The organism is Streptomyces aurantiaciflavus (assembly GCF_049808595.1).
GTDB lineage: Bacteria > Actinomycetota > Actinomycetes > Streptomycetales > Streptomycetaceae > Streptomyces.
Genome location: NZ_JBNCAQ010000006.1, coordinates 147,368 through 165,675, shown reverse-complemented (window position 1 = coordinate 165,675; position 18,308 = coordinate 147,368). Strand labels below are relative to the sequence as shown.

The window sequence follows — 18,308 nt, the reverse complement described above, 5'->3', positions numbered from 1 at the left end:
TCCTCGTCGTGCGCTGGTACACGGGGCTGCGGGCGAAGGCGGCGGCCGGCGCGGGAGCGGGCGGGGCCGGGGACGTCGTGTCCGACGCCGAATCCGGCCACGCGCACGACGGGCACTACCCGCGGTCGGCCCCCGAGGATCAGGCTCCGGCCCTGTCCTCGGCCACCGCTTCGACGTCGGCCCCGGCCTCGGCGGAATCCGCTGCCGCGGTGTCCGCCGTCAGTATCGAGAAATACGCACCGAAGGAATCCGCCAGGCTCGCCAGGAGTTCCTTCCCCTTTTCCGCGGACCCCAGGGAAGGACGGCCGATGACGCCTGAATCGGTATAGGCGGACATTCCCAGGGTGAGCAGATGGCGACGGTCGTCCGCAGTGAAATCGGCGGACTCATAACCGGGCCGGACGAGTTCGGGATGGGCGTGCAGCAGGATCGAGGTCTCGATCTCCCCGGCGTGCATGTCGGTGAGCAGCGAGGTCACCACCCCGGACCGCTCCCGCGCCGCCTCCCAGTCCTCCGGGGCCGGGAAGAGCGCCATCCGCTCGCCGCGGGCGGACGACTCCTGGACCGCGTTGCCCAGGACGTAGTTCCCGCCGTGCCCGTTGACCAGTACCAGGGCCTCGACGCCCGAGCGGCGCAACGACGCCGCGATGTCCCGTACCACCGCGTGAAGGGTCACGGAGGAGATGCTGACGGTTCCCGGCCAGGCCGCGTGCTCGTGCGAGCAGGCGATGGTCACCGGAGGGAGGAGGTGCACCGGATACGCGTCGGCGATCTCCCGGGCTATGGCGCACGCGACGAGCGTGTCGGTGGCCAACGGCAGGTACGGACCGTGCTGTTCGAAGCTCCCGACGGGAAGGACCGCCACCTGTACCGGGACGCCCGCACCGCGCGTCCGTACGTCCTCCGTGGTGTCCTTCGGCAACAGTCCGTACGCCGCCGACCGTATCTCCGAACCACTCATCTTTTCCCGGCCCTTCGTCTCTGCTTAGGAACCAGATCATGACAGAAAAAATTGGCGTGCTCGGCAAGAAGTCCCCGCAGCGCACCGGCGTGGAACGCGTGGTGAATGCGCCGCTGCCCACCGTGTACGGGAAATTCCAGGCGGTCGGCTATCTCGACCACGACCGCGGCGACGAGCAAGTCGCCCTGGTCTACGGTGAGATAGGCACCGAGGACGTGCTGATCCGGCTGCACTCGGAGTGCCTGACCGGCGACGCGTTCGGCTCCCAGCACTGCGAGTGCGGTGACCAGCTGGACGCCGCGCTGCGGGCCGTCGTCGCCGAGGGCCGCGGCATCGTCGTCTACCTGCGCGGGCACGAGGGCCGCGGCATCGGTCTGCTCGCCAAGCTGCGGGCGATGGCCCTGCAGGCGGAGGGCCTGGACACCGTCGAGGCGAACCTCGCGCTCGGCCTGCCGGTGGACGCCCGCGACTACACGGTGGCCGCCGAGATCCTCAAGGACCTGGGCGTGCGCTCGGTCCGCCTGATGTCCAACAACCCGCGCAAGCGCGAGGCGCTGGTGGACAACGGCATCCAGGTCGCCGAGGAGGTGCCGCTGCTGATCCCGCCGTGCGAGAACAACATCACGTATCTGCGCACCAAGCGCGAGCGGCTGGACCACCACCTGCCCCACCTCGACGCGGTGGCGCACTGGTCCTGAGCACGCACCACGGGCCGTCCGGACGGGTAGGGATCACGACGGCCACGGCGCATCGCCGCCCCGGCCCCCGGCATCGGGCCGGGGCCGCCCGCCGAAAGGAGCCGCCCGCGTGAACACGCATGCCTCGGTCGTCGTCATCGGCGGTGGGGTGATGGGCACCAGCATCGCCTACCACCTGGCCGCCGCCGGCGTCCCCGACGTCGTCCTGGTCGAGCGGGACGAGCTCGGCGCCGGGTCGACCTCCAAGGCCGCCGGGGGAGTGCGGGCCCAGTTCTCCGACGAGGTGAACATCCAGCTCGGGGCGCGCAGCCTGGAGGCGTTCGCACGGTTCGGGCAGGAGATCGGCGCCGACATCGGACTGCACCGCGTCGGCTACCTCTTCCTGCTGTCGACACCGCAGGACGTCGCCTCCTTCGAGGCGAGCGTGCGGCTGCAGAACGCCCTGGGCGTGCCCAGCCGGATGATCGACCCGGCCGAGGCCCGCCGCCTCTCCCCGCTGATCAGCACCGACGGGCTGCTGGCGGCCGCGTTCTCGCCCGACGACGGCCACTGCACCCCCGAAGCCGTCGTCCACGGCTACGCGGCCGCCGCCCGCCGGCTGGGCGCGCGCGTCCTGCGGCACACCGCGGTCACCGGCATCGAGACCCGCGGCACCACCGTCACCGCCGTGACGACCCCCCTCGGCCGCATCACCACCGACACGGTGGTCTGCGCGGCCGGCGCCTGGTCCCGGGCCGTCGGCGCCATGGCCGGCGTGGACCTGCCGGTACGGCCGCTGCGCCGCCAGATCGCGGTCACCGAACCGTTCCCCGGCGGACTGCCGCCCGCGCTGCCGATGACGATCGACTTCACCAGCAGCCTCTACTTCCACGCCGAGGGCCCCGGCCTCCTCGTCGGCATGTCCGACCCGGACGAGAGACCCGGCTTCGCCACCGACACCCACGACCGGTGGATCCCCCGACTCGCCGCGGCCATGGAGCGCCGCGCCCCCGCCCTCCTCGACCTGCGCCGCACGGGCGGCTGGGCGGGCCTGTACGAGGTCACCCCGGACCACAACGCCCTGATCGGCGAAGCGACTTCGGTATCCCGTTTTCTGTATGCAACCGGCTTCTCGGGGCACGGCTTCCTGCAGGGACCGGCGGTCGGCGAGGTCGTCCGCGACCTGTACCTCGGCCGCGTACCCTTCGTGGACGTCACCCCCTCGGCGCCGGCCGGTTCGCCGCCGACGCCCCGCGTCCGGAGGTCAACCGCGTATGACCGAACTCCAGCTGTGGCTGCGCCACGAGGTCCGCTCCACCGAGCGCCGCACCCCGATCGTGCCCCATGACGCCCGGCGGCTCGTGGAGAGCGGAGTGGAGCTGACCGTCGAGGAGTCCCCGCAGCGGATCTTCCCGGCGGAGGAGTACGAGGCGGCCGGGGCGCGGATCGTGCCCGCGGGCTCCTGGATGTCGGCGCCGCGCGACGCCGTCGTCCTCGGTCTGAAGGAACTCCCCGACGAACCCGCAGAACTGATCCACCGTCACATCTTCTTCGGCCACGCCTACAAGAGGCAGCCGGGCGCGGCCGAACTGCTGCGCCGCTTCGCCGCCGGGGGAGGGGCGCTCCTCGACCTGGAGTACCTGGTGGACGACCAGGGGCGCCGGCTCGCCGCGTTCGGTTTCTGGGCGGGCTACCTGGGCGCGGCCCTGGCCGTGCTCCAGCACCGGGGCCGGCTGACCGCGCCCCTGCGACCCACCGACAAGGACGCACTGGACGCGACGCTGCGCCCGCTCCCCGGCGACGAGGACTTCACCGCCCTCGTCGTCGGCGCCCTGGGCCGCGGCGGCCGGGGCGCCCGGGTCGCGTTCGCCACGGCCGGCGCCGACCCGACCTGCTGGGACCTGGCGGAGACCCGCGACCTGGACCGCCGCGCCCTCCTGGACCACGAGGTGATGGTCAACTGCGTCCTCGCCACGACTCCCGTCCCGCCCTTCGTCCGGGAGGAGGACCTCGACGACCCCGCCCGCCGTCTGCGGACCCTCTCCGACGTCACCTGCGACGTCGGCTCGCCCCTCAACGTGCTGCCGGTCTACGACCGTACGACCGAGTGGACGGACCCGGTGCGCCGCCTGCGCAAGGAGCCCCCGCTCGACCTGATCGCCATCGACAACCTGCCGTCCCTGCTGCCGCGCGAGTCCAGCGACGACTTCTCGGCGGCCCTGCTGCCCCAGCTGCTCGACCTCGCGGTCGGCGGGCCGTGGGGTCGCTGCCTGGACCGTTTCCATCAGGCCTGCCGTGAACTCGGTGTGACGGAAGGGGAGTCCGGCCGTGACTGACCGGGTCGCCGCGAGCGGCACCGTCCACTGGATCGGCGCCGGCCTGTCCACGGGCAGCGGCCTGGCCGCCCTGTGCGAGAACGCCGGGCGGGTACGGCTGTGGCACCGCACCGAGGAGCGCGCCGCCGAGGCCCTCGACCGGCTGGGCCTGGCCGGACGCGCCGAGCCGCGCACGTACACCCTCGACGCGCTCACCGCCGAACTCGCGCCCGGGGACGTCGTGGTGTCGATGCTGCCCGCGCCCGAGCACGCCCCGCTGCTGGCGGCGTGCGTGGCCCGGCGCGCCCACTTCGCCTGCTCCAGCTATGTCTCGGACGCGGTGCTGAAGCTGGTGCCCGGGGCCCTCGACGCCGGGCTCGTCGTGCTGACCGAGGCCGGCCTCGACCCCGGCGTCGACCACCTCTTCGCGCACGGCCTGGTGGCCCGTGCCCGGGCGGCCGTCGGGGGCGACACGCCTGCCTCGTACCGCTTCACCTCGTACTGCGGCGGCATCCCCGCCGCCCCCAACGACTTCCGCTACCGCTTCAGCTGGGCGCCCCTCGGTGTCCTCAACGCCCTGCGCTCGCCCGCCCGTTACATCGAGGGCGGCCAGGAGACCACCGCCGAGCGGCCGTGGGAGGCCACGCGGGCGCACCTCCTCGACGGCGAGGGATTCGAGGTCTACCCCAACCGTGACAGCGTCCCGTTCGTGGAGCAGTACGGGCTGCCGGCGGCCTGGCGGGCGCAGACCTTCGTGCGCGGCACACTGCGGCTGGGCGGCTGGCGACAGGCCTGGGAGGCGGTGTTCGACGAGCTGACGGCGGGCGACGACGATCGGATCGCCGCCCTGGCGGGGGAGTTGGCCAAGGCCCACCCCACCACGGACGCCGACCGGGACCGGGTCGTCCTCGCGGTGTCGTTGGAGGTGAACGCCCCGGGCGGCGCGTCCTGGTCGGGCGGTTACCTGCTGGACCTGGTGGGCGACGAGGAGGAGAGCGCGATGGCCCGGTGTGTCTCCCGGCCCCTCGCGCTCGGCGTCCGGCACGTACTCGACGGCTCGCTGCCGGCCGGGCTGAACCGTGCCGCCGAGACGGAGGAGCGCTCGGAGGAGTGGCTGGGCGAACTCGCCCACGACGGCGTCCCGTTCACCCTGCGCGTCGACAGCGGGCCGGCCGGTCCTTAGGGGGCCCGGTCGCTCCCGGCAGGGCCCGGCGCTGCTGGCAGGGCCCGGCGGTCCCCGGCAGGCACGTCGGTCCTGAGCAGGGCCCGGCGGTCCTCAGCGGGGCCCGGCGATTTGAGCAGGACCCGTGGCGGGAGGGCCCGGCGGTCCCGAGCAGGGCCCGTCCCGAGCAGGGGCCGTGGCCCCTGGCCGGCCGGTCGTTCCCGGCAGGGGCTCGTCTGTCCGTGGCGGGCGGGTCGTTCCCTCGCGGGCGGTCGTTCCGTGGCGGGCCCGGTCAGTCCGTGACCGCCTCGTGGACCAGGCGCTTGAGGTCGGGATAGAGCTTCAGTGACTTCCTCGGCCTCAGCTGCGTCAGGAACTGCACCGTGAGATCGCGGCTCGGGTCGACCCAGAACGTCGTCGTGGCCACCCCGCTCCAGCCGTAGGTGCCGAGCCCGGAGGGGGCCTGGGTGCGCTCCGGGTCGATCACCACGGAGACGCCGAGGCCGAAGCCGACGCCGTCGTTGCCGGGTTCGTCGTGCGCCGGGCGGCTGCCCACCGTGCGCAGGTCCGCGCCGCCGGGCAGGTGGTTGCGGGTCATCAGGTCCACCGTCTCCGGCCTGAGCAGACGGGTGCCGTCGAGTTCGCCGCGGCGGCGCAGCAGCTCCATGAAACGGTGGATGTCGTATGCGGTCGCCACCATACCGCCGCTGCCCGACAGGAACCGGGGGCGCCCGAACAGCGGCAGCCCCGCGATCGGCTCGATCCGGCCGTCGTCGGCGTCCCCGTACAGCTCGGCGAGCCGGGCGGCCTGTTCGTCGCCGACCTGGAAGCCGGCGTCCGGCATGCCGAGCGGGCGGAAGATCCGCTCGGCCAGGAACTCGTCGAGGTCCTGACCGGAGACGACCTCGATGATCCGGCCGAGGACGTTGGTGGCCACCGAGTAGTTCCACTGTGTGCCCGGCTCGAACTGCAACGGCAGGCGCGCGTACGCCTCGACGGTCTCGGCCAGGTTCGAGCCCGGCAGCACCGCCGACTCCAGGCCGGCCTCCCGGTAGAGGGCGTCCACGGGGTGACAGTGGTAGAAGGCGAAGGTCAGGCCCGCCGTGTGGGTCATCAGATGCCGCACCAGGATCGGCTGCTCCACCGGACGGGTGATCATGTCGGCGCCGGAACCGCTGACGTACACCCGCTGGTCGGCGAAGGCCGGGAGATGGTCGGCGATCGGGTCGTCGAGGGAGAGCCGGCCCTCCTCCACCAGCATCAGCGCGCCGACCGAGGTGACCGGCTTGGTCATCGAGTAGATCCGCCACAGGGTGTCGGGCTCGACGGGCAGGCCCGCGGCCAGGTCGCGGTGGCCGTGCGTGGTGAGGTGGGCGACGCGGCCGCCGCGGGCGACGGCCACGAGGAAGCCGGGCAGGCGTCCCTCGTCGACGTGGTGGGCGATGTGCTGGTCGAGGCGGTCCAGCGCCTTCGCGTCCAGCCCGACCTCTCTCGGGTCGGCCTCTTGTCGCAGCAGTGCCATCGCTCTCCTCCGGTGCGCTGGTTCGAGGTGCGTCCGACTTGCCTCGCCGGGACCGACCTCAGCCTTCATGGTCGCGTAGGGGCGGCGTGAAAGGCTCCCTTTCGACGCCGTGACGGGTGTGCTCTGTGTCGCTTCCGCCGGCCGGAAGACCTGCTGAGGCGGCCGTGGCGCCGGTACGGGAAGCGCCCGGCAACACCCGGCAGACCGGCACCGCCGCCAAGGCCGCCACGGCCAGTACGAGGAGCGGCGACCGGGCGCCGGCGTGGCCCATGAGCACGGTCGCCGACGCCACGCCGAGCACCGGCCCCACGTTCATCGCCGTCTGCTGCAACCCGCCCGCCACCCCCGCCGACTCCGCGGGAGCCTGCCGTACGACCACATGGGTGGCTGCCACCATCACCGTGCCGAAACCGGCGCCCAGCAGGGCGAAACCGGTGCAGAAGGCCGTCGGCCCGGACGCCTGGGCGAGGACGAGGGGGCCGGTGGCGAGGACGGCCGTCGCGCCCGCGAGCGTGGGGCGGGCGCCGGCGCGGCGCAGCAGGACGGCGGACGCGGGCGCCGCGGCGATCAGCAGCACGGCCAGCGGCAGACTGAGCAGGGCGGTGCGCAGCGGGGTCAGGCCGAGGTCGTCCTGAAGGACGTACACACTGGCGAAGAGGGCGCCGTTGAGGGCCGCCGAGGCGGTGACCAGCAGGGCGAGCGCCGCGCCCACCGCCGGGGAGCCGATGACGTCCGGCGGCAGCAGCGGGGCGGGGGTGCGGCGCTCGTGCCGGACGAAGGCGGCACCGGCGAGGACGGCCGCCACGGCCACCGCGGCGCCGGGCGCGCCGGTCACACCGAGCGGGGTGACGAGGGTGTGCACCAGGCAGCCCAGCGCCACCGCGAGCAGCAGGGCGCCGGGCACGTCCAGCGCCACGCCGGTCCGCGGCCGCTCCCGTGCCCGCTCCTTCCCGGAGGCGAGGGCGAGCACGCCGAACCCCAGCGCGGGCACGATGTTCAGCAGGAACACGGCCCGCCATCCGAACCCTGTCGCCAGCGCCCCGCCCACCACCGGCCCGGCCGCCGCGGCCACCCCGATCGCGGCCGTCCGCACCGCGATCGGCCGCCGCAGCCGCTCGGGCGGGTACGCGGCCCGCAGCATCCCGAGCGTCGCCGGCTGCAACAGCGCCCCGAACACGCCCTGGACGACCCGGAGTCCGATCACCCAGCCCACGCCGGGCGCCAGCGCGATGCCCGCCGAGGCGGCGCCGAAGCCGAGCATGCCGACGGCGTACGTGCGCCGGTGTCCGTAGGCGTCCCCGAGCCGCCCGGCGAACACCAACAGGCTCGCCACGGCGACGAGATACCCGGTGCTGGTCCACTGGACCTGCGCGAAGGAGGCGTGCAGATCACGTCGCAGGGTGGGCTGGGCGACGGTGAGGACGGTGCCGTCCAGGGCGACGACCACGGCGCCGGCCACACTGCTCGCGAGGGTCAGGGGACGGTTCACCGGCCGGCCTCCGGTCCCAGGTGCGCGTCGAGAGCGGTCCGCAGCAGCGGCACGAAGTCTTCGGCGCCGGTGGCGAGTTGGAGGCTGCCCCAGCGCCACAGTTGGGCGATGCCGTGCAGGTTCGCCCACAGCGCGCCCGCGACCGCCCGGGCGTCCGCGTCGGTGCGCACCCGCCCGACCAGCTCCACCAGCACGCCGAACAGCGGCAGGCTGGTGTCGCGCAGCCGCAAGTGGCCGCTCTCCAGCAGATCATGACGGAACATCAGCTCGTACATGCCGGGGTTGTCCAGGGCGAACCGCAGATACGTGCACCCGAGCTCGGTCAGCTGGGTGCGCGCGGGAGCGGTGCCGTCGCCGAGGGTCGTCGTCACCCGGCCGGCCAGCTCGGTGAAGCCCCGGCGGGCGATGGCCGACAACAGCTCCAGGTGCGTGGGGAAGTAGCGGCGCGGCGCCCCGTGCGAGACGCCGGCCCGGCGGGCGATCTCCCGCAGCGACAGCGCTCCGACACCCTCCCGGGCCAGCAGCTCCACACCGACGTCGACGAGCCGGACCCGCAGGTCCGGCTCCGGTTTCTCCGACTCGCTCATAGACAGTGTCTACCACGCGGCAGTAGACACTGTCTACGAAAGTGGGGGCGGCGCAGGCGGCCGGCGCGGAGGCGGGGCGCGGGACGGGCGCGGAACGGGAACAGGCAGGGAGCAGGCAGGAAGCAGGCAGGGAGCAGGGGGAAGAGATCAGCACGGGGAGGCGACGGGAATGCGGACAGCGCTCCCGCAGGTTGTGCCGGACATGACTCAGGACACAACGCGGCCCGCCCTGCTCGCGCTGCTCTCCGAAGGGCGCGGCGGGGTACTGGTCACTCTCAAGCGCGACGGCCGCCCCCAGCTGTCGAACGTCAGCCACCACTACTCCCCGGACGAGGGCGTCATCCGGATCTCCGTCACCGACGACCGCGCCAAGACCCGCAACCTGCGCCGGGACCCCCGCGCGTCGTACCACGTCTCCACCCCCGACCGCCGCGCCTACACGGTCGTCGAGGCCACGGCGGAGCTGTCGCCCGTCGCCGGGCACCCCTACGACGAGACCGTCGAGGAACTCGTCCGCCTCTACCGCGACGTCCTGGGCGAGCACCCCGACTGGGAGGACTTCCGAGCCGCCATGGTCCGCGACTGCCGCCTGGTGGCCCGCCTGCGGGTGGAACGGGCGTACGGCATCCCGAAGGGCGCCAACGACGGCTAGCGCCGGACGGCGCGACATCCTGGGTCGCTGCTCGCTGCTCGCTGCTCGCTGCTCGCTGCTCGCTGCTCGCTGCGAGGCCCGGTGTCGGTCTCAGGCGTCCGGCGGGCGGTCCTGGGCCCTTGGGCGCAGGTCTTTCGTCCGATGCCCCGGACCGGGCCCACTGCCTAGTGCTGTGTTCCTCAAAGGATGTACATATAGCGGCGGCGTATGCGCCTGGTGGGTGGGGTGGGTCTGCCCCAGATCCAGGGCTTGGCGCGGGCGTTGAGCTGGCCGGTGGCCACGTTGGTGGCGTGGGTGATGTGACTGGGGTCGCCGAAGGAGCGGCCGGCCAGGGCGGTCTTGCGGAAGATGCGCCACCAGCCTTCTTGGAGGTTGAGCCAGCAGGCGCCGACCGGGATGAAGACGTGCTTGATGCGGGGGTGGTCCTCGAGCCAGGTGCGGGTGGACACGCTGTTGTGCGAGGACAGATTGTCCGTGATCACATAGATGTCCCCGGTGGGGTGGCGTCCTCGACCAGCTGGAGGAACTGCTGGTAGAAGGCGCTGTTGCGGGAGGTGGCGGTCATCGTGACCGCTTGACCGTCACGGGGGCGTAAGGTGCCGTGGACCCAGGTCTTCTCCGGTCCGCGGGAGTAGTCGATCTCGTTCTTGATGCGGTGTCCGTCCGGCGACCAGCCCGGTGCCGGTGGGAAAGTGCGTGGGATCACCGGTCCGAGTTCGTCGGCGCAGACCACCGTCGCGCCGGCGGGCGGGCTGGTGTAGAGCTCGATGATCCGCGTCCTTTTCCCTCGAAGTCCGGATCCTTCGAACGGACCCAGGAGCGGGTACGGCGCCAGCGCACGCCCTCGGCCAGCAGGATTCTGCGCACTTGGGAACGGCCGACCTGGATGCCCAGTGCCTGAGCGGCGGCGGCCAGTGCGTCCAAAGTCCACTCTGCCGGGCCGGCCTCGTCCGGCGCCCAGATCTCGTTTGACGGCTGGACCTCGAGCCGTCCGGGCGGGGTCTGCTTGACCAGGCCGATGATCCGGGAGCGTTCGGCCTCGGTGATCCTTCGCTTGCGGCCCTGCCCGCCAAGATCTTCCAGGCCTTCCAGTCCCCAGCGGTTGAAGCGGTGCAGCCAGCGCCGCACCGTTTTCTGACTGCACCTCAGCTCATCAGCAATCTGCGGGACCAGCCACCCGTTCCAGCTCAGTTCCACCATCCGGCATCGCTCCACCACGTCCTTCGGCGCCTTTCTGGCCGACGACAGGCGGTGGACCACCGCTTGCTCACCCTCGTCACGGCCCGGCCGTGCCCTCAGCACCATGACCCAGCACCCGCCCCCGAGTACCCGCAACCGCCCCGCTACCAGGACCTATACCCACCAAAAGCGGAATTCAGCACTAGGCTGCTCGCCGGATCACCCGCCCGTGAGAAGGAGTCACGATGCCCGTCGACGGCCGCAGCCACATCCGTCTCGCCCGACCGTCCCGCGACCTCGCCGTGGCCGAGCGTTTCTGGGCCGACGGGCTGGGGCTGAGCGTCCTGTGGCGGGCCGAGGGCGGCCCGGAGCCCGGCGAGCACGACCTGCTGATGCTCGGCTGGCCGGACGCCGACTGGCACCTGGAGCTGGTCAACGAGGCCGCCGCCCCCGTCGAGCCCCGGCCCACCGGGGAGGACCTCCTGGTGATCTACGTCGACGGTCCCGTGCCGGAGGAGCTCGTGGCCCGGCTGGAAGCCCACGGCGGCCAGCGGGTGGAGTCCCCCAACCCGTACTGGAACGAGTGGGGAGTCACGATCGAGGACCCGGACGGATACCGGCTGGTGCTGTGCCGGCGCGGCTGGTCCAACCGGTGACGGCCCCGGACCCCGTTCTGCCTCGTGCTCACGCACACCTCACCCACTGGCACGGGCTGGTGCGCGAGGTGGAGGAGGGGTACGGCTGGTGCGCGCCGGAGCTCCTCCACGACCTCTTCTGCCGGACCGGACTCGCCGCTCTGCGGCGGCTGTCGCCCGAGTAGGTACGGACGGCCCGGCAGGCCGAACCGGACGCGCTCGACGAGCGGTTCCGGGCCGCCACGATCCCCTTCCCTGGGCACCAGGAGCTCACGGGGCGGTGGTGGACATGGCGCGTTCCCCGCATCCTCCACGTGGAGCCGGGGGTGCCCCGCCACCGCGGCCGGCCCATGGGCTGGGAGATGCTGCCCTTTCCCAAGCCGGACGAGGTCGACGTCGTGGAGTGAGCGCGCCCCCGGCGGCGCCCGTACCCGGCCGTCCCTCGCCCGGCCACGCCCCGTGCCCGAGCCCCGGAGCCGCGACGGCGTCCGGGACTCGGGGCGTCGGAGGGAGGACGAGCGGTCGCTCAGGTCCGCTCAGGCCGTCACCGTCTCCGGCTGGGCCGCCTCCTGGCGGGCGCGCTCGCCCAGTGCCTCCGTCGGGATCTTCGCCGTCTCGCGCGCCGACAGGACGGCGATCACCGGCGGCACGCACAGGGCCGCCGTGAACAGGGCCACCGACGACCAGTCGTCACCGTTCGGGCCGGCGATCCGTGCGGCGAAGGTGACCGCGAAGCCGGCCACGGCGAAGCCGATCTGCGTGCCGATCGCCATGCCGGACAGCCGGACACGGGTGGAGAACATCTCGCCGTAGAAGGAGGGCCACACGCCGTTCGCGGCGCTGTAGACGACACCGAAGGTGACGATGCCCAGGACCAGCGTCAGCGGGTAGGAGCCCGTGGAGATCGCCCACAGGTACAGGAACATCGCCACCGCGCTGCCGGCCGCGCCGATCAGGAACACCGGACGCCGCCCGATGCGGTCCGACAGCGTGGCCCACAGCGGGATCGCGGCCAGCGCGACCAGGTTGGCCAGCGCGCCCACCCACAGCATGGAGGAGCGGCTCATCCCGACCGAGTCGCTGGTGGCGTACGCCAGCGCCCACACCGTGAAGATCGTGGAGACCGAGGCGACCAGCGCGCCCGCGATCACCCGCAGCACGTCCGCCCAGTGCTCGCGCAGCAGTACCGCCAGCGGCAGCTTGACGACACCCTCGCGGGTGGCCTGCTGGGCGAAGGCCGGGGTCTCGTCCAGTTTGCGGCGGATGACGTAGCCGACGACGGCGACCGCGATGCTCAGCCAGAACGGCACCCGCCACCCCCACGACAGCAGCTGCTCCTCGGGGAGCGCGGCGACGGGGATGAAGACCAGCGTGGCCAGGAGCTGTCCGCCCTGGGTGCCGCTCAGGGTGAAGCTGGTGAAGAAGCCGCGCCGGTGCGGCGGCGCGTGCTCCAGCGTCATGGAGTTGGCGCTGGCCTGCTCACCGGCCGCAGAGATGCCCTGCAGCACCCGGCACAGCACCAGCAGGACCGGAGCGAGGGCGCCGACCTGGGCCCGGGTGGGCAGGCAGCCGATCAGGAACGTGGACACGCCCATGAGGATCAGCGTGAAGACCATGATCTTCTTACGGCCCACCCGGTCCCCGAAGTGGCCTAGGAAGAGCGCGCCGAGCGGCCGGGCCGCGTACGCGACACCGAAGGTGGCCAGCGACAGCAGGGTCGCGGTGGCGGGGTCGGACTCGTCGAAGAAGACCTTCGGGAAGATCAGTGCGGCCGCGCTGCCGTAGATGAAGAAGTCGTAGTACTCCAGCGCGCTGCCGATCCAGGCGGCGGTCGCGGCTTTCCTCGGCTGCCCGGGCGGGGCGTCGGGGGCGGGGACGGACACGGCGTGCTCCTTCGAGGGGGCTCCACCGTAGGTGGAGTGAGACGGCGGGGAGAAGTGCCGGATCCCTGGGGTGACGGGTCGGCCGTGCCGGGCGCTACCCGGCTAATTAACCCACTGGATAGTTAGTAGCGGTTGGGTAGGGATGTTGCGCCCGCGTTTCCCGGGTGTCAAGGGGTCGTGCCGTCCGCCGTCGGCGCGGCGCTCAGTCCGCCGCGCGCTCCGCCGTCAGGTAGGCGATCACCATGTCGCCGAGCATGGTGCGGTAGTGCTCGCGCTGGGCCGGGTCGACCAGGTCGCGGCCGAACAGGGCGCCGAAGGTGGCCCGGTTGGAGACCCGGAAGAAGCAGAAGGCGCTGATCATCGCGTGCAGGTCGACGGCGTCGACGTCGGCCGTGAACAGCCCGGACCGCTGCCCCGCGTCCAGGATGCGGCGGATGACGTCCAGCGCGGGCGAGCCGATCTTCCCGAGCTTCTCCGAGCCCGCGATGTGCTCCGCGCCGTGGATGTTCTCGATGCTGACCAGGCGGATGAAGTCGGGGTGCTGCTCGTGGTGGTCGAAGGTGACCTCCGCCAGGCGCCGGATGGCCGCCACCGGGTCGAGGTGTTCGACGTCGAGCTGCTGCTCGGCCTCGCGGATCACGCCGTACGCCCGCTCCAGCACGGCCGTGAACAGCTGCTCCTTGCCGCCGAAGTAGTAGTAGATCATCCGCTTCGTGGTGCGGGTGCGGGCGGCGATCTCGTCGACGCGGGCCCCGTCGTAGCCGGCCCGCGCGAACTCCTGCGTGGCCACGTCGAGGATCTCGGCCTTGGTGCGGACGGCGTCGCGGATCCGCCCGTTCGGTCGTGCCGGTTCGTCGACGCTGGTCATCGGGTTCCTTCGGCTGCGGGCTGGGCCAGTGCCGGTGATTGTAGAAGCCCGCTCGCGTCGGCTGCGCGAGGAGGTCTTCCCAGGGGCCCGACCCGGCTGCTATGACTAACGTACTGGTTCGTACATTAGCTCTCAGGCGTCAGCCAACCGGCATGAGCCGTTCAGGAGGCCCGCGGTGCCCAAGGACTCGTATCTCGTCGGACTGATCGGCTCCGGCATCGGCCCGTCGCTCAGCCCCGCGCTGCACGAGCGGGAGGCGGACCGGCAGGGCCTGCGCTACCTGTACCGGCTCATCGACATCGACGAGCTGGGCGTCGGCCCCGAGGCGGTCGGCGACCTGGTGCGCGCCGCGCGCGACCTCGGCTTCGACGGGCTGAACATCACCCACCCGTGCAAGCAGCTCGTCATCCCCCATCTCGACGCCCTCGCCCCACAGGCCGACGCGCTCGGCGCGGTCAACACGGTCGTCTTCGAGGACGGCCGGGCGACCGGCCACAACACGGACGTCACCGGTTTCGCCGCCTCCTTCGCCCGCGGCCTGCCCGACGTCCCGCTGGACAGCGTCGTACAGCTGGGCGCGGGCGGCGCGGGCGCGGCCGTCGCGCACGCCACGCTCACCCTCGGCGCCGGGTGCGTGACCGTCGTCGACGCGCTGCCCGAGCGGGCCGCCGCCCTCGCCGACTCCCTGACCGGCCACTTCGGCGCGGGCCGGGCCGTCGCCGCGACCCCGGAGCGCCTCGCCGGTCTGCTCGCGCACGCCGACGGCGTCGTGCACGCCACGCCCACCGGCATGGCCGCCCACCCCGGCCTGCCCTTCCCGGCCGAACTGCTGCACCCCGGACTGTGGGTCGCCGAGGTCGTCTACCGCCCGCTGGAGACGGAACTGCTGCGCACCGCCCGGGCCCTCGGCTGCGCCACCCTCGACGGCGGAGGCATGGCCGTCTTCCAGGCCGCGGACGCGTTCCGCCTGTTCACCGGCCGGGAACCCGACAGCGCGCGGATGCTCGCGGAGTTCACCGAGCTGGCCGGAGCCGTCCCGGCCCCGAAATAGACGCGGCACAGACGCGGCCCGCAAGCAAGGAAGCAGGAGAAGAGGTACCCAGGTGCGTACGTCCATCGCCACCGTCTCCCTGAGCGGTTCCCTCACCGAGAAACTCACCGCCGCCGCCCGGGCCGGCTTCGACGGCGTCGAGATCTTCGAGAACGACCTGCTCGCCAGCCCCCTCACCCCCGAGGAGATCCGCGCGCGCTGCGCCGATCTGGGCCTGGGCATCGACCTCTACCAGCCGATGCGGGACATCGAGGCCGTGCCCGCCGAGGAGTTCGCCCGCAACCTGCGCCGCGCCCGCGCCAAGTTCGCGCTGATGAACCGGCTCGGCGCCGACACCGTCCTGGTCTGCTCCAGCGTCTCCCCGCTCGCCGAGGACGACGACGCCCTCGCCGCCGAACAACTCGGCCGGCTCGCCGACCTGGCCCAGGACTTCGGCATCCGCGTCGCCTACGAGGCGCTCGCCTGGGGACGGCACGTCAGCACGTACGACCACGCCTGGCGCATCGTCGAGACCGCCGGCCACCCCGCGCTCGGCACCTGCCTGGACAGCTTCCACATCCTCTCCCGCGGCACCGACCCGAAGGACCTCGAAGGCATCGAGGACATCCCGGGCGACAAGATCTACTTCCTCCAGCTCGCCGACGCCCCGCTGCCCGCGATGGACGTCCTGCAGTGGTCCCGGCACCACCGCTGCTTCCCCGGCCAGGGCGGCTTCGACGTGGCGGGCCTCCTGCGCCACGTGCTGCGCACCGGCTACGACGGCCCGCTCTCCCTGGAGGTCTTCAACGACGTCTTCCGGCAGGCCGAGGCCGGCCCGACCGCCGTGGACGCCCGCCGCTCCCTGCTGATGCTCCAGGAGGAGGCCGGCCTCGGCTCCCTGCCCGCGCCGGTCGTCCCCACCGGCGTCGCCTTCGCCGAGCTGGTCACCCCGGACGCCGAGCCCGTCTCCGCCCTCCTCGGCTCCCTCGGCTTCGCCCGCACCGCCCGCCACCGCGGCAAACCCGTCGAGCTGTGGGAGCAGGGCGAGGCCCGCGTCCTGGTCAACACCGGCCCGGCCGCCCTCCCCCACCCTCGTCGCTCGACCGGGAGGACCCCCGTCGACGGCACCTGCCTGGCCGCCGTCGGCCTCGAGTCGCCCGACCCGGCCGCCGCGGCCCGCCGCGCCGAGGCCCTCCTGGCCCCCGTCCTGCCGCGCCGGCGCGCCGCCGAGGACGCCCCCCTCGACGCGGTGGCCGCCCCCGACGGCACGGAACTCTTCCTGTGCGCGACGAACCGCCCCGGACTGCCCAACTGGCGCGCCGACTTCGAGGACGTCCCGCACACCCCCGCCGCCCCGGCGGCCGCCCGCATCGACCACCTCTCCCTCACCCAGCCCTGGCACCACTTCGACGAGGCCGTCCTCTTCCACCGCGGCGTCCTCGGCCTCGACGCCCGGGAGAGCGTCGACGTCGCCGACCCCTACGGCCTGCTGCGCAGCCGCGCCGTCACCACCGCCGACGGCGGCGTCCGCATCCCCCTCACCGTCGGCGCGGCGCCCGCCGACGACACCGCGCACGCCCGGCACATCGCGCTGGCCACCGACGACGTGGTCGCGGCGGCCCGCCGCTTCACCGAGGCCGGCGGCCGCCTGCTGCGGATCCCCGCGAACTACTACGACGACCTCGCGGCCCGCTTCGAGTTCGCCGACGGCGAGCTGGAGACGTACCGCGAACTCGGCATCCTCTACGACCGGGACGCGCACGGCGAGTTCCGGCACTGCTACACGCGCACCGTCGGCCGCGTCTTCTTCGAACTCGTCCAGCGCGACGGCGGCTACCAGGGCTACGGCGCCGCGAACGCGCCGGTGCGACTGGCCGCCCAGCACGCGGCGAGGTGACTCACTGCCGGCTCACGATCCTGGTCACACCCGCGACGACCGTCGTGGCCAGGATCCAGCCGGTGAGGACGAGGACGTACGACAGCGTCTGGTACCAGCCCGTCGGGGCGAACGCGCTCTCCTGACCGAAGGAGATCACCGGAAGCAGCAGGTCGAGCGTGTAGAACACCGGGTCGAACCGGGGCGCCTCGGCCGCCTTGAGCGGCGGCGGGTGGTGCCCGGCGTACGCGACCGAGCCGACGGCGAGCAGGGACAGCAGCCAGACCGCCGCCCGCAGCGGGCGGAAGCCGTAGCCGACGGCCGCGTCCTGGAGGTGGCCCCAGAGCCGGCCGTACCAGGGGAGCGTGGAGCGGTGGCGGCGCTGCTTGGCGAGCTGCACCAGGCGGGCCGCGTGATCGTCGCCGACGCGCCGGTACGCGGCCGTCAACTGCTCGTAGGCGTGCGGGTCGTACGCGCCGTCGTCGCGCTCCAGCATCGGCAGTCGCCGCTCGGCGGGCTCGTGCGGGGTGAGGACGGTGTAGGTGAGGTCGAGCAGCCGCACCTGGTCGGGCAGCATCTCCGGCTCCAGGTGGAGCTGGTTGATCTCGGCGCGCCGCAGATTGAGCCGGCCCTCCATGGGGGCGCCGCCGCGCAGCCAGAGTTCGCCGATCGCACAGCTGCTGGCGCGCAGCGCGGTGTCGCCGGGGTTGGAGAGGGTGGCCCGCAACAGGTCCACCCGGCCGGGTATGCGGGCGCCGCGCAGATCGATCCGGCCGTGGGCGCGCAGCCGCCGGCCCAGGAGGTTGGCGCCCACGTCGAGGGACTCCGCGTCCAGGACATGGGCGCCGGGGTTGCTCAGCTCGGCGTCCTCCAGGTCGAGGGAGCCGGCGACGGTGGCGCCGTCGAGCCGGATCAGGCCGTGCGCGCGCAGTCCGCGGGCGCACAGGTCGTCGTCGAGGGTGATCTGGTTGAGCTGGAGCACCGGCTGCGCGGCTGTCCCGGCGGTGAGTTCGGCCTCTTCCAGGAACAGGGCGCCGGAGATCTGGGCGCCGTCGAGGCGCACCGGCCCGCCGAACCGGCAGCGGGTCAGCCGCAGGCTGCCGTCGAGGCGGGCCCGGGTCACCGACAGGCCGGGCATCTCGGAGTCGCGCAGGCTGACGTAGCGCAGATGGGCGCCGATGAGGTCCGGGGCGTCCTCGAAGCGGCAGTGGGTCAGATGGACGACGCTGTCGATCGTCGCGTACCGCAGGTCCAGCGGGCCGGTGACGCGCGCGCCCCGGACCTTGAGGGCGGCTATCTCTCCCGGTTCGGCCGGGCCGTTGAGGAGCAGGGCCCGCAACACGCCCGCGCGCAGGGTGCGTTCGGGACCCCAGCCGTCGGACTCCGTGCGGAAGTCCACCTCCGTACCCGTGGCGAAGGCCCGCCAGACGCGCTGTTCGGCCGGTGTCAGATCGTCGATCTCCATCAGCCGC

General features: G+C 73.0%; 18 protein-coding genes and 1 pseudogene. 9 read left to right on the top strand and 10 right to left on the bottom strand.

What is annotated here, in order from left to right; genetic code table 11:
• Nucleotides 1-139 precede the first annotated feature (139 nt).
• Nucleotides 140-961 carry a creatininase family protein gene (locus tag ACPT94_RS08815; RefSeq protein WP_425245587.1) on the bottom strand — a complete coding sequence of 274 codons (822 nt, stop codon included), beginning with the start codon at nt 959-961 and terminating at the stop codon, nt 140-142.
• Nucleotides 962-999: 38 nt separating this feature from the next.
• Between ACPT94_RS08815 and ribA the strand changes: the two genes are divergently transcribed.
• The 4 genes and pseudogenes from ribA to ACPT94_RS08795 all read left to right on the top strand — a co-directional run bounded on the left by ribA (nt 1,000) and on the right by ACPT94_RS08795 (nt 5,136).
• Entirely contained in the window at nt 1,000-1,659 is a 660-nt protein-coding gene (gene ribA, locus ACPT94_RS08810; RefSeq protein WP_189932621.1) for a GTP cyclohydrolase II, read from the top strand.
• A gap of 151 nt (nt 1,660-1,810) precedes the next feature.
• A pseudogene (locus ACPT94_RS08805) lies at nt 1,811-2,916 on the top strand (NAD(P)/FAD-dependent oxidoreductase).
• Nucleotides 2,913-3,974 (top strand): saccharopine dehydrogenase, encoded by a 1,062-nt coding sequence (locus ACPT94_RS08800; RefSeq protein WP_425245586.1) that lies wholly within the window; start codon nt 2,913-2,915, stop codon nt 3,972-3,974. Before ACPT94_RS08805 ends, ACPT94_RS08800 begins: the two are co-directional and overlap by 4 nt.
• Complete coding sequence (locus ACPT94_RS08795; protein WP_360329683.1) at nt 3,967-5,136, top strand: saccharopine dehydrogenase family protein; 1,170 nt, start codon at nt 3,967-3,969, stop codon at nt 5,134-5,136. The genes ACPT94_RS08800 and ACPT94_RS08795 overlap by 8 nt, the downstream gene beginning before the upstream one ends.
• A 271-nt stretch (nt 5,137-5,407) precedes the next feature.
• On the opposite strand, the gene ACPT94_RS08790 is transcribed toward ACPT94_RS08795, so the two are convergent.
• The 3 genes from ACPT94_RS08790 to ACPT94_RS08780 are packed head-to-tail and all read right to left on the bottom strand — an operon-like array spanning nt 5,408 to nt 8,713.
• The gene (locus ACPT94_RS08790; protein ID WP_425245585.1) at nt 5,408-6,637 is read right to left on the bottom strand and encodes a serine hydrolase domain-containing protein; all 1,230 of its coding nucleotides are present in this window, start codon (nt 6,635-6,637) and stop codon (nt 5,408-5,410) included.
• 58 nt (nt 6,638-6,695) lie between these two features.
• Nucleotides 6,696-8,126 (bottom strand): MFS transporter, encoded by a 1,431-nt coding sequence (locus ACPT94_RS08785; protein ID WP_425245584.1) that lies wholly within the window; start codon nt 8,124-8,126, stop codon nt 6,696-6,698.
• On the bottom strand, nt 8,123-8,713 hold the full coding sequence (locus ACPT94_RS08780) for a TetR/AcrR family transcriptional regulator (RefSeq protein WP_425245583.1): 591 nt from the start codon (nt 8,711-8,713) through the stop codon (nt 8,123-8,125). The genes ACPT94_RS08785 and ACPT94_RS08780 overlap by 4 nt, the downstream gene beginning before the upstream one ends.
• Before the next feature lie 202 nt (nt 8,714-8,915).
• Between ACPT94_RS08780 and ACPT94_RS08775 the strand changes: the two genes are divergently transcribed.
• Nucleotides 8,916-9,365: a PPOX class F420-dependent oxidoreductase gene (locus ACPT94_RS08775; RefSeq protein ID WP_425245582.1), complete on the top strand. Its 450-nt coding sequence runs from the start codon at nt 8,916-8,918 to the stop codon at nt 9,363-9,365.
• Between the two features lie 179 nt (nt 9,366-9,544).
• Here ACPT94_RS08775 and ACPT94_RS08770 read toward each other — a convergent pair whose 3' ends face one another.
• Genes ACPT94_RS08770 through ACPT94_RS08760 form a run of 3 tightly spaced genes read right to left on the bottom strand, consistent with a single transcriptional unit; the run spans nt 9,545 to nt 10,670 of the window.
• Nucleotides 9,545-9,847: a transposase gene (locus ACPT94_RS08770; RefSeq protein ID WP_425245581.1), complete on the bottom strand. Its 303-nt coding sequence runs from the start codon at nt 9,845-9,847 to the stop codon at nt 9,545-9,547.
• Complete coding sequence (locus ACPT94_RS08765; protein WP_425245580.1) at nt 9,844-10,071, bottom strand: hypothetical protein; 228 nt, start codon at nt 10,069-10,071, stop codon at nt 9,844-9,846. The genes ACPT94_RS08770 and ACPT94_RS08765 overlap by 4 nt, the downstream gene beginning before the upstream one ends.
• The gene (locus ACPT94_RS08760) at nt 10,068-10,670 is read right to left on the bottom strand and encodes a helix-turn-helix domain-containing protein (RefSeq protein WP_425245579.1); all 603 of its coding nucleotides are present in this window, start codon (nt 10,668-10,670) and stop codon (nt 10,068-10,070) included. Before ACPT94_RS08760 ends, ACPT94_RS08765 begins: the two co-directional genes overlap by 4 nt.
• A 119-nt stretch (nt 10,671-10,789) precedes the next feature.
• Between ACPT94_RS08760 and ACPT94_RS08755 the strand changes: the two genes are divergently transcribed.
• Both ACPT94_RS08755 and ACPT94_RS08750 read left to right on the top strand, forming a co-directional pair.
• Entirely contained in the window at nt 10,790-11,200 is a 411-nt protein-coding gene (locus tag ACPT94_RS08755; protein WP_425245578.1) for a VOC family protein, read from the top strand.
• Entirely contained in the window at nt 11,197-11,364 is a 168-nt protein-coding gene (locus tag ACPT94_RS08750; RefSeq protein WP_425245577.1) for a hypothetical protein, read from the top strand. Before ACPT94_RS08755 ends, ACPT94_RS08750 begins: the two co-directional genes overlap by 4 nt.
• Before the next feature lie 351 nt (nt 11,365-11,715).
• Here the strand turns inward: ACPT94_RS08750 and ACPT94_RS08745 are convergent, their stop codons facing one another.
• Together ACPT94_RS08745 and ACPT94_RS08740 are read right to left on the bottom strand one after the other, a co-directional pair.
• On the bottom strand, nt 11,716-13,062 hold the full coding sequence (locus ACPT94_RS08745; RefSeq protein ID WP_425245576.1) for an MFS transporter: 1,347 nt from the start codon (nt 13,060-13,062) through the stop codon (nt 11,716-11,718).
• Nucleotides 13,063-13,264: 202 nt separating this feature from the next.
• Nucleotides 13,265-13,930, bottom strand: a complete 666-nt coding sequence (locus ACPT94_RS08740) for a TetR family transcriptional regulator (protein WP_360341338.1) — start codon at nt 13,928-13,930, stop codon at nt 13,265-13,267.
• Between the two features lie 175 nt (nt 13,931-14,105).
• Here ACPT94_RS08740 and ACPT94_RS08735 point away from each other — a divergent pair, with 175 nt between their 5' ends.
• Entirely contained in the window at nt 14,106-14,981 is an 876-nt protein-coding gene (locus tag ACPT94_RS08735) for a shikimate dehydrogenase (protein ID WP_360341335.1), read from the top strand.
• A gap of 52 nt (nt 14,982-15,033) precedes the next feature.
• Complete coding sequence (locus ACPT94_RS08730; protein ID WP_425245575.1) at nt 15,034-16,857, top strand: bifunctional sugar phosphate isomerase/epimerase/4-hydroxyphenylpyruvate dioxygenase family protein; 1,824 nt, start codon at nt 15,034-15,036, stop codon at nt 16,855-16,857.
• A 1-nt stretch (nt 16,858) separates the two neighbouring features.
• Here ACPT94_RS08730 and ACPT94_RS08725 read toward each other — a convergent pair whose 3' ends face one another.
• Nucleotides 16,859-18,301, bottom strand: coding sequence for a pentapeptide repeat-containing protein (locus ACPT94_RS08725; RefSeq protein WP_360341329.1), 1,443 nt, complete (start codon nt 18,299-18,301; stop codon nt 16,859-16,861).
• Nucleotides 18,302-18,308 lie beyond the last annotated feature (7 nt).

Coding starts and splice junctions, on each gene's coding strand:
- ACPT94_RS08815 (WP_425245587.1), bottom strand. CDS start 961: ATGAGTGGTTCGGAGATACGGTCGGCGGCGTACGGACTGTTGCCGAAG.
- ribA (WP_189932621.1), top strand. CDS start 1,000: ATGACAGAAAAAATTGGCGTGCTCGGCAAGAAGTCCCCGCAGCGCACC.
- ACPT94_RS08800 (WP_425245586.1), top strand. CDS start 2,913: ATGACCGAACTCCAGCTGTGGCTGCGCCACGAGGTCCGCTCCACCGAG.
- ACPT94_RS08790 (WP_425245585.1), bottom strand. CDS start 6,637: ATGGCACTGCTGCGACAAGAGGCCGACCCGAGAGAGGTCGGGCTGGAC.
- ACPT94_RS08780 (WP_425245583.1), bottom strand. CDS start 8,713: ATGAGCGAGTCGGAGAAACCGGAGCCGGACCTGCGGGTCCGGCTCGTC.
- ACPT94_RS08775 (WP_425245582.1), top strand. CDS start 8,916: ATGACTCAGGACACAACGCGGCCCGCCCTGCTCGCGCTGCTCTCCGAA.
- ACPT94_RS08760 (WP_425245579.1), bottom strand. CDS start 10,670: ATGGTGCTGAGGGCACGGCCGGGCCGTGACGAGGGTGAGCAAGCGGTG.
- ACPT94_RS08755 (WP_425245578.1), top strand. CDS start 10,790: ATGCCCGTCGACGGCCGCAGCCACATCCGTCTCGCCCGACCGTCCCGC.
- ACPT94_RS08740 (WP_360341338.1), bottom strand. CDS start 13,930: ATGACCAGCGTCGACGAACCGGCACGACCGAACGGGCGGATCCGCGAC.
- ACPT94_RS08725 (WP_360341329.1), bottom strand. CDS start 18,301: ATGGAGATCGACGATCTGACACCGGCCGAACAGCGCGTCTGGCGGGCC.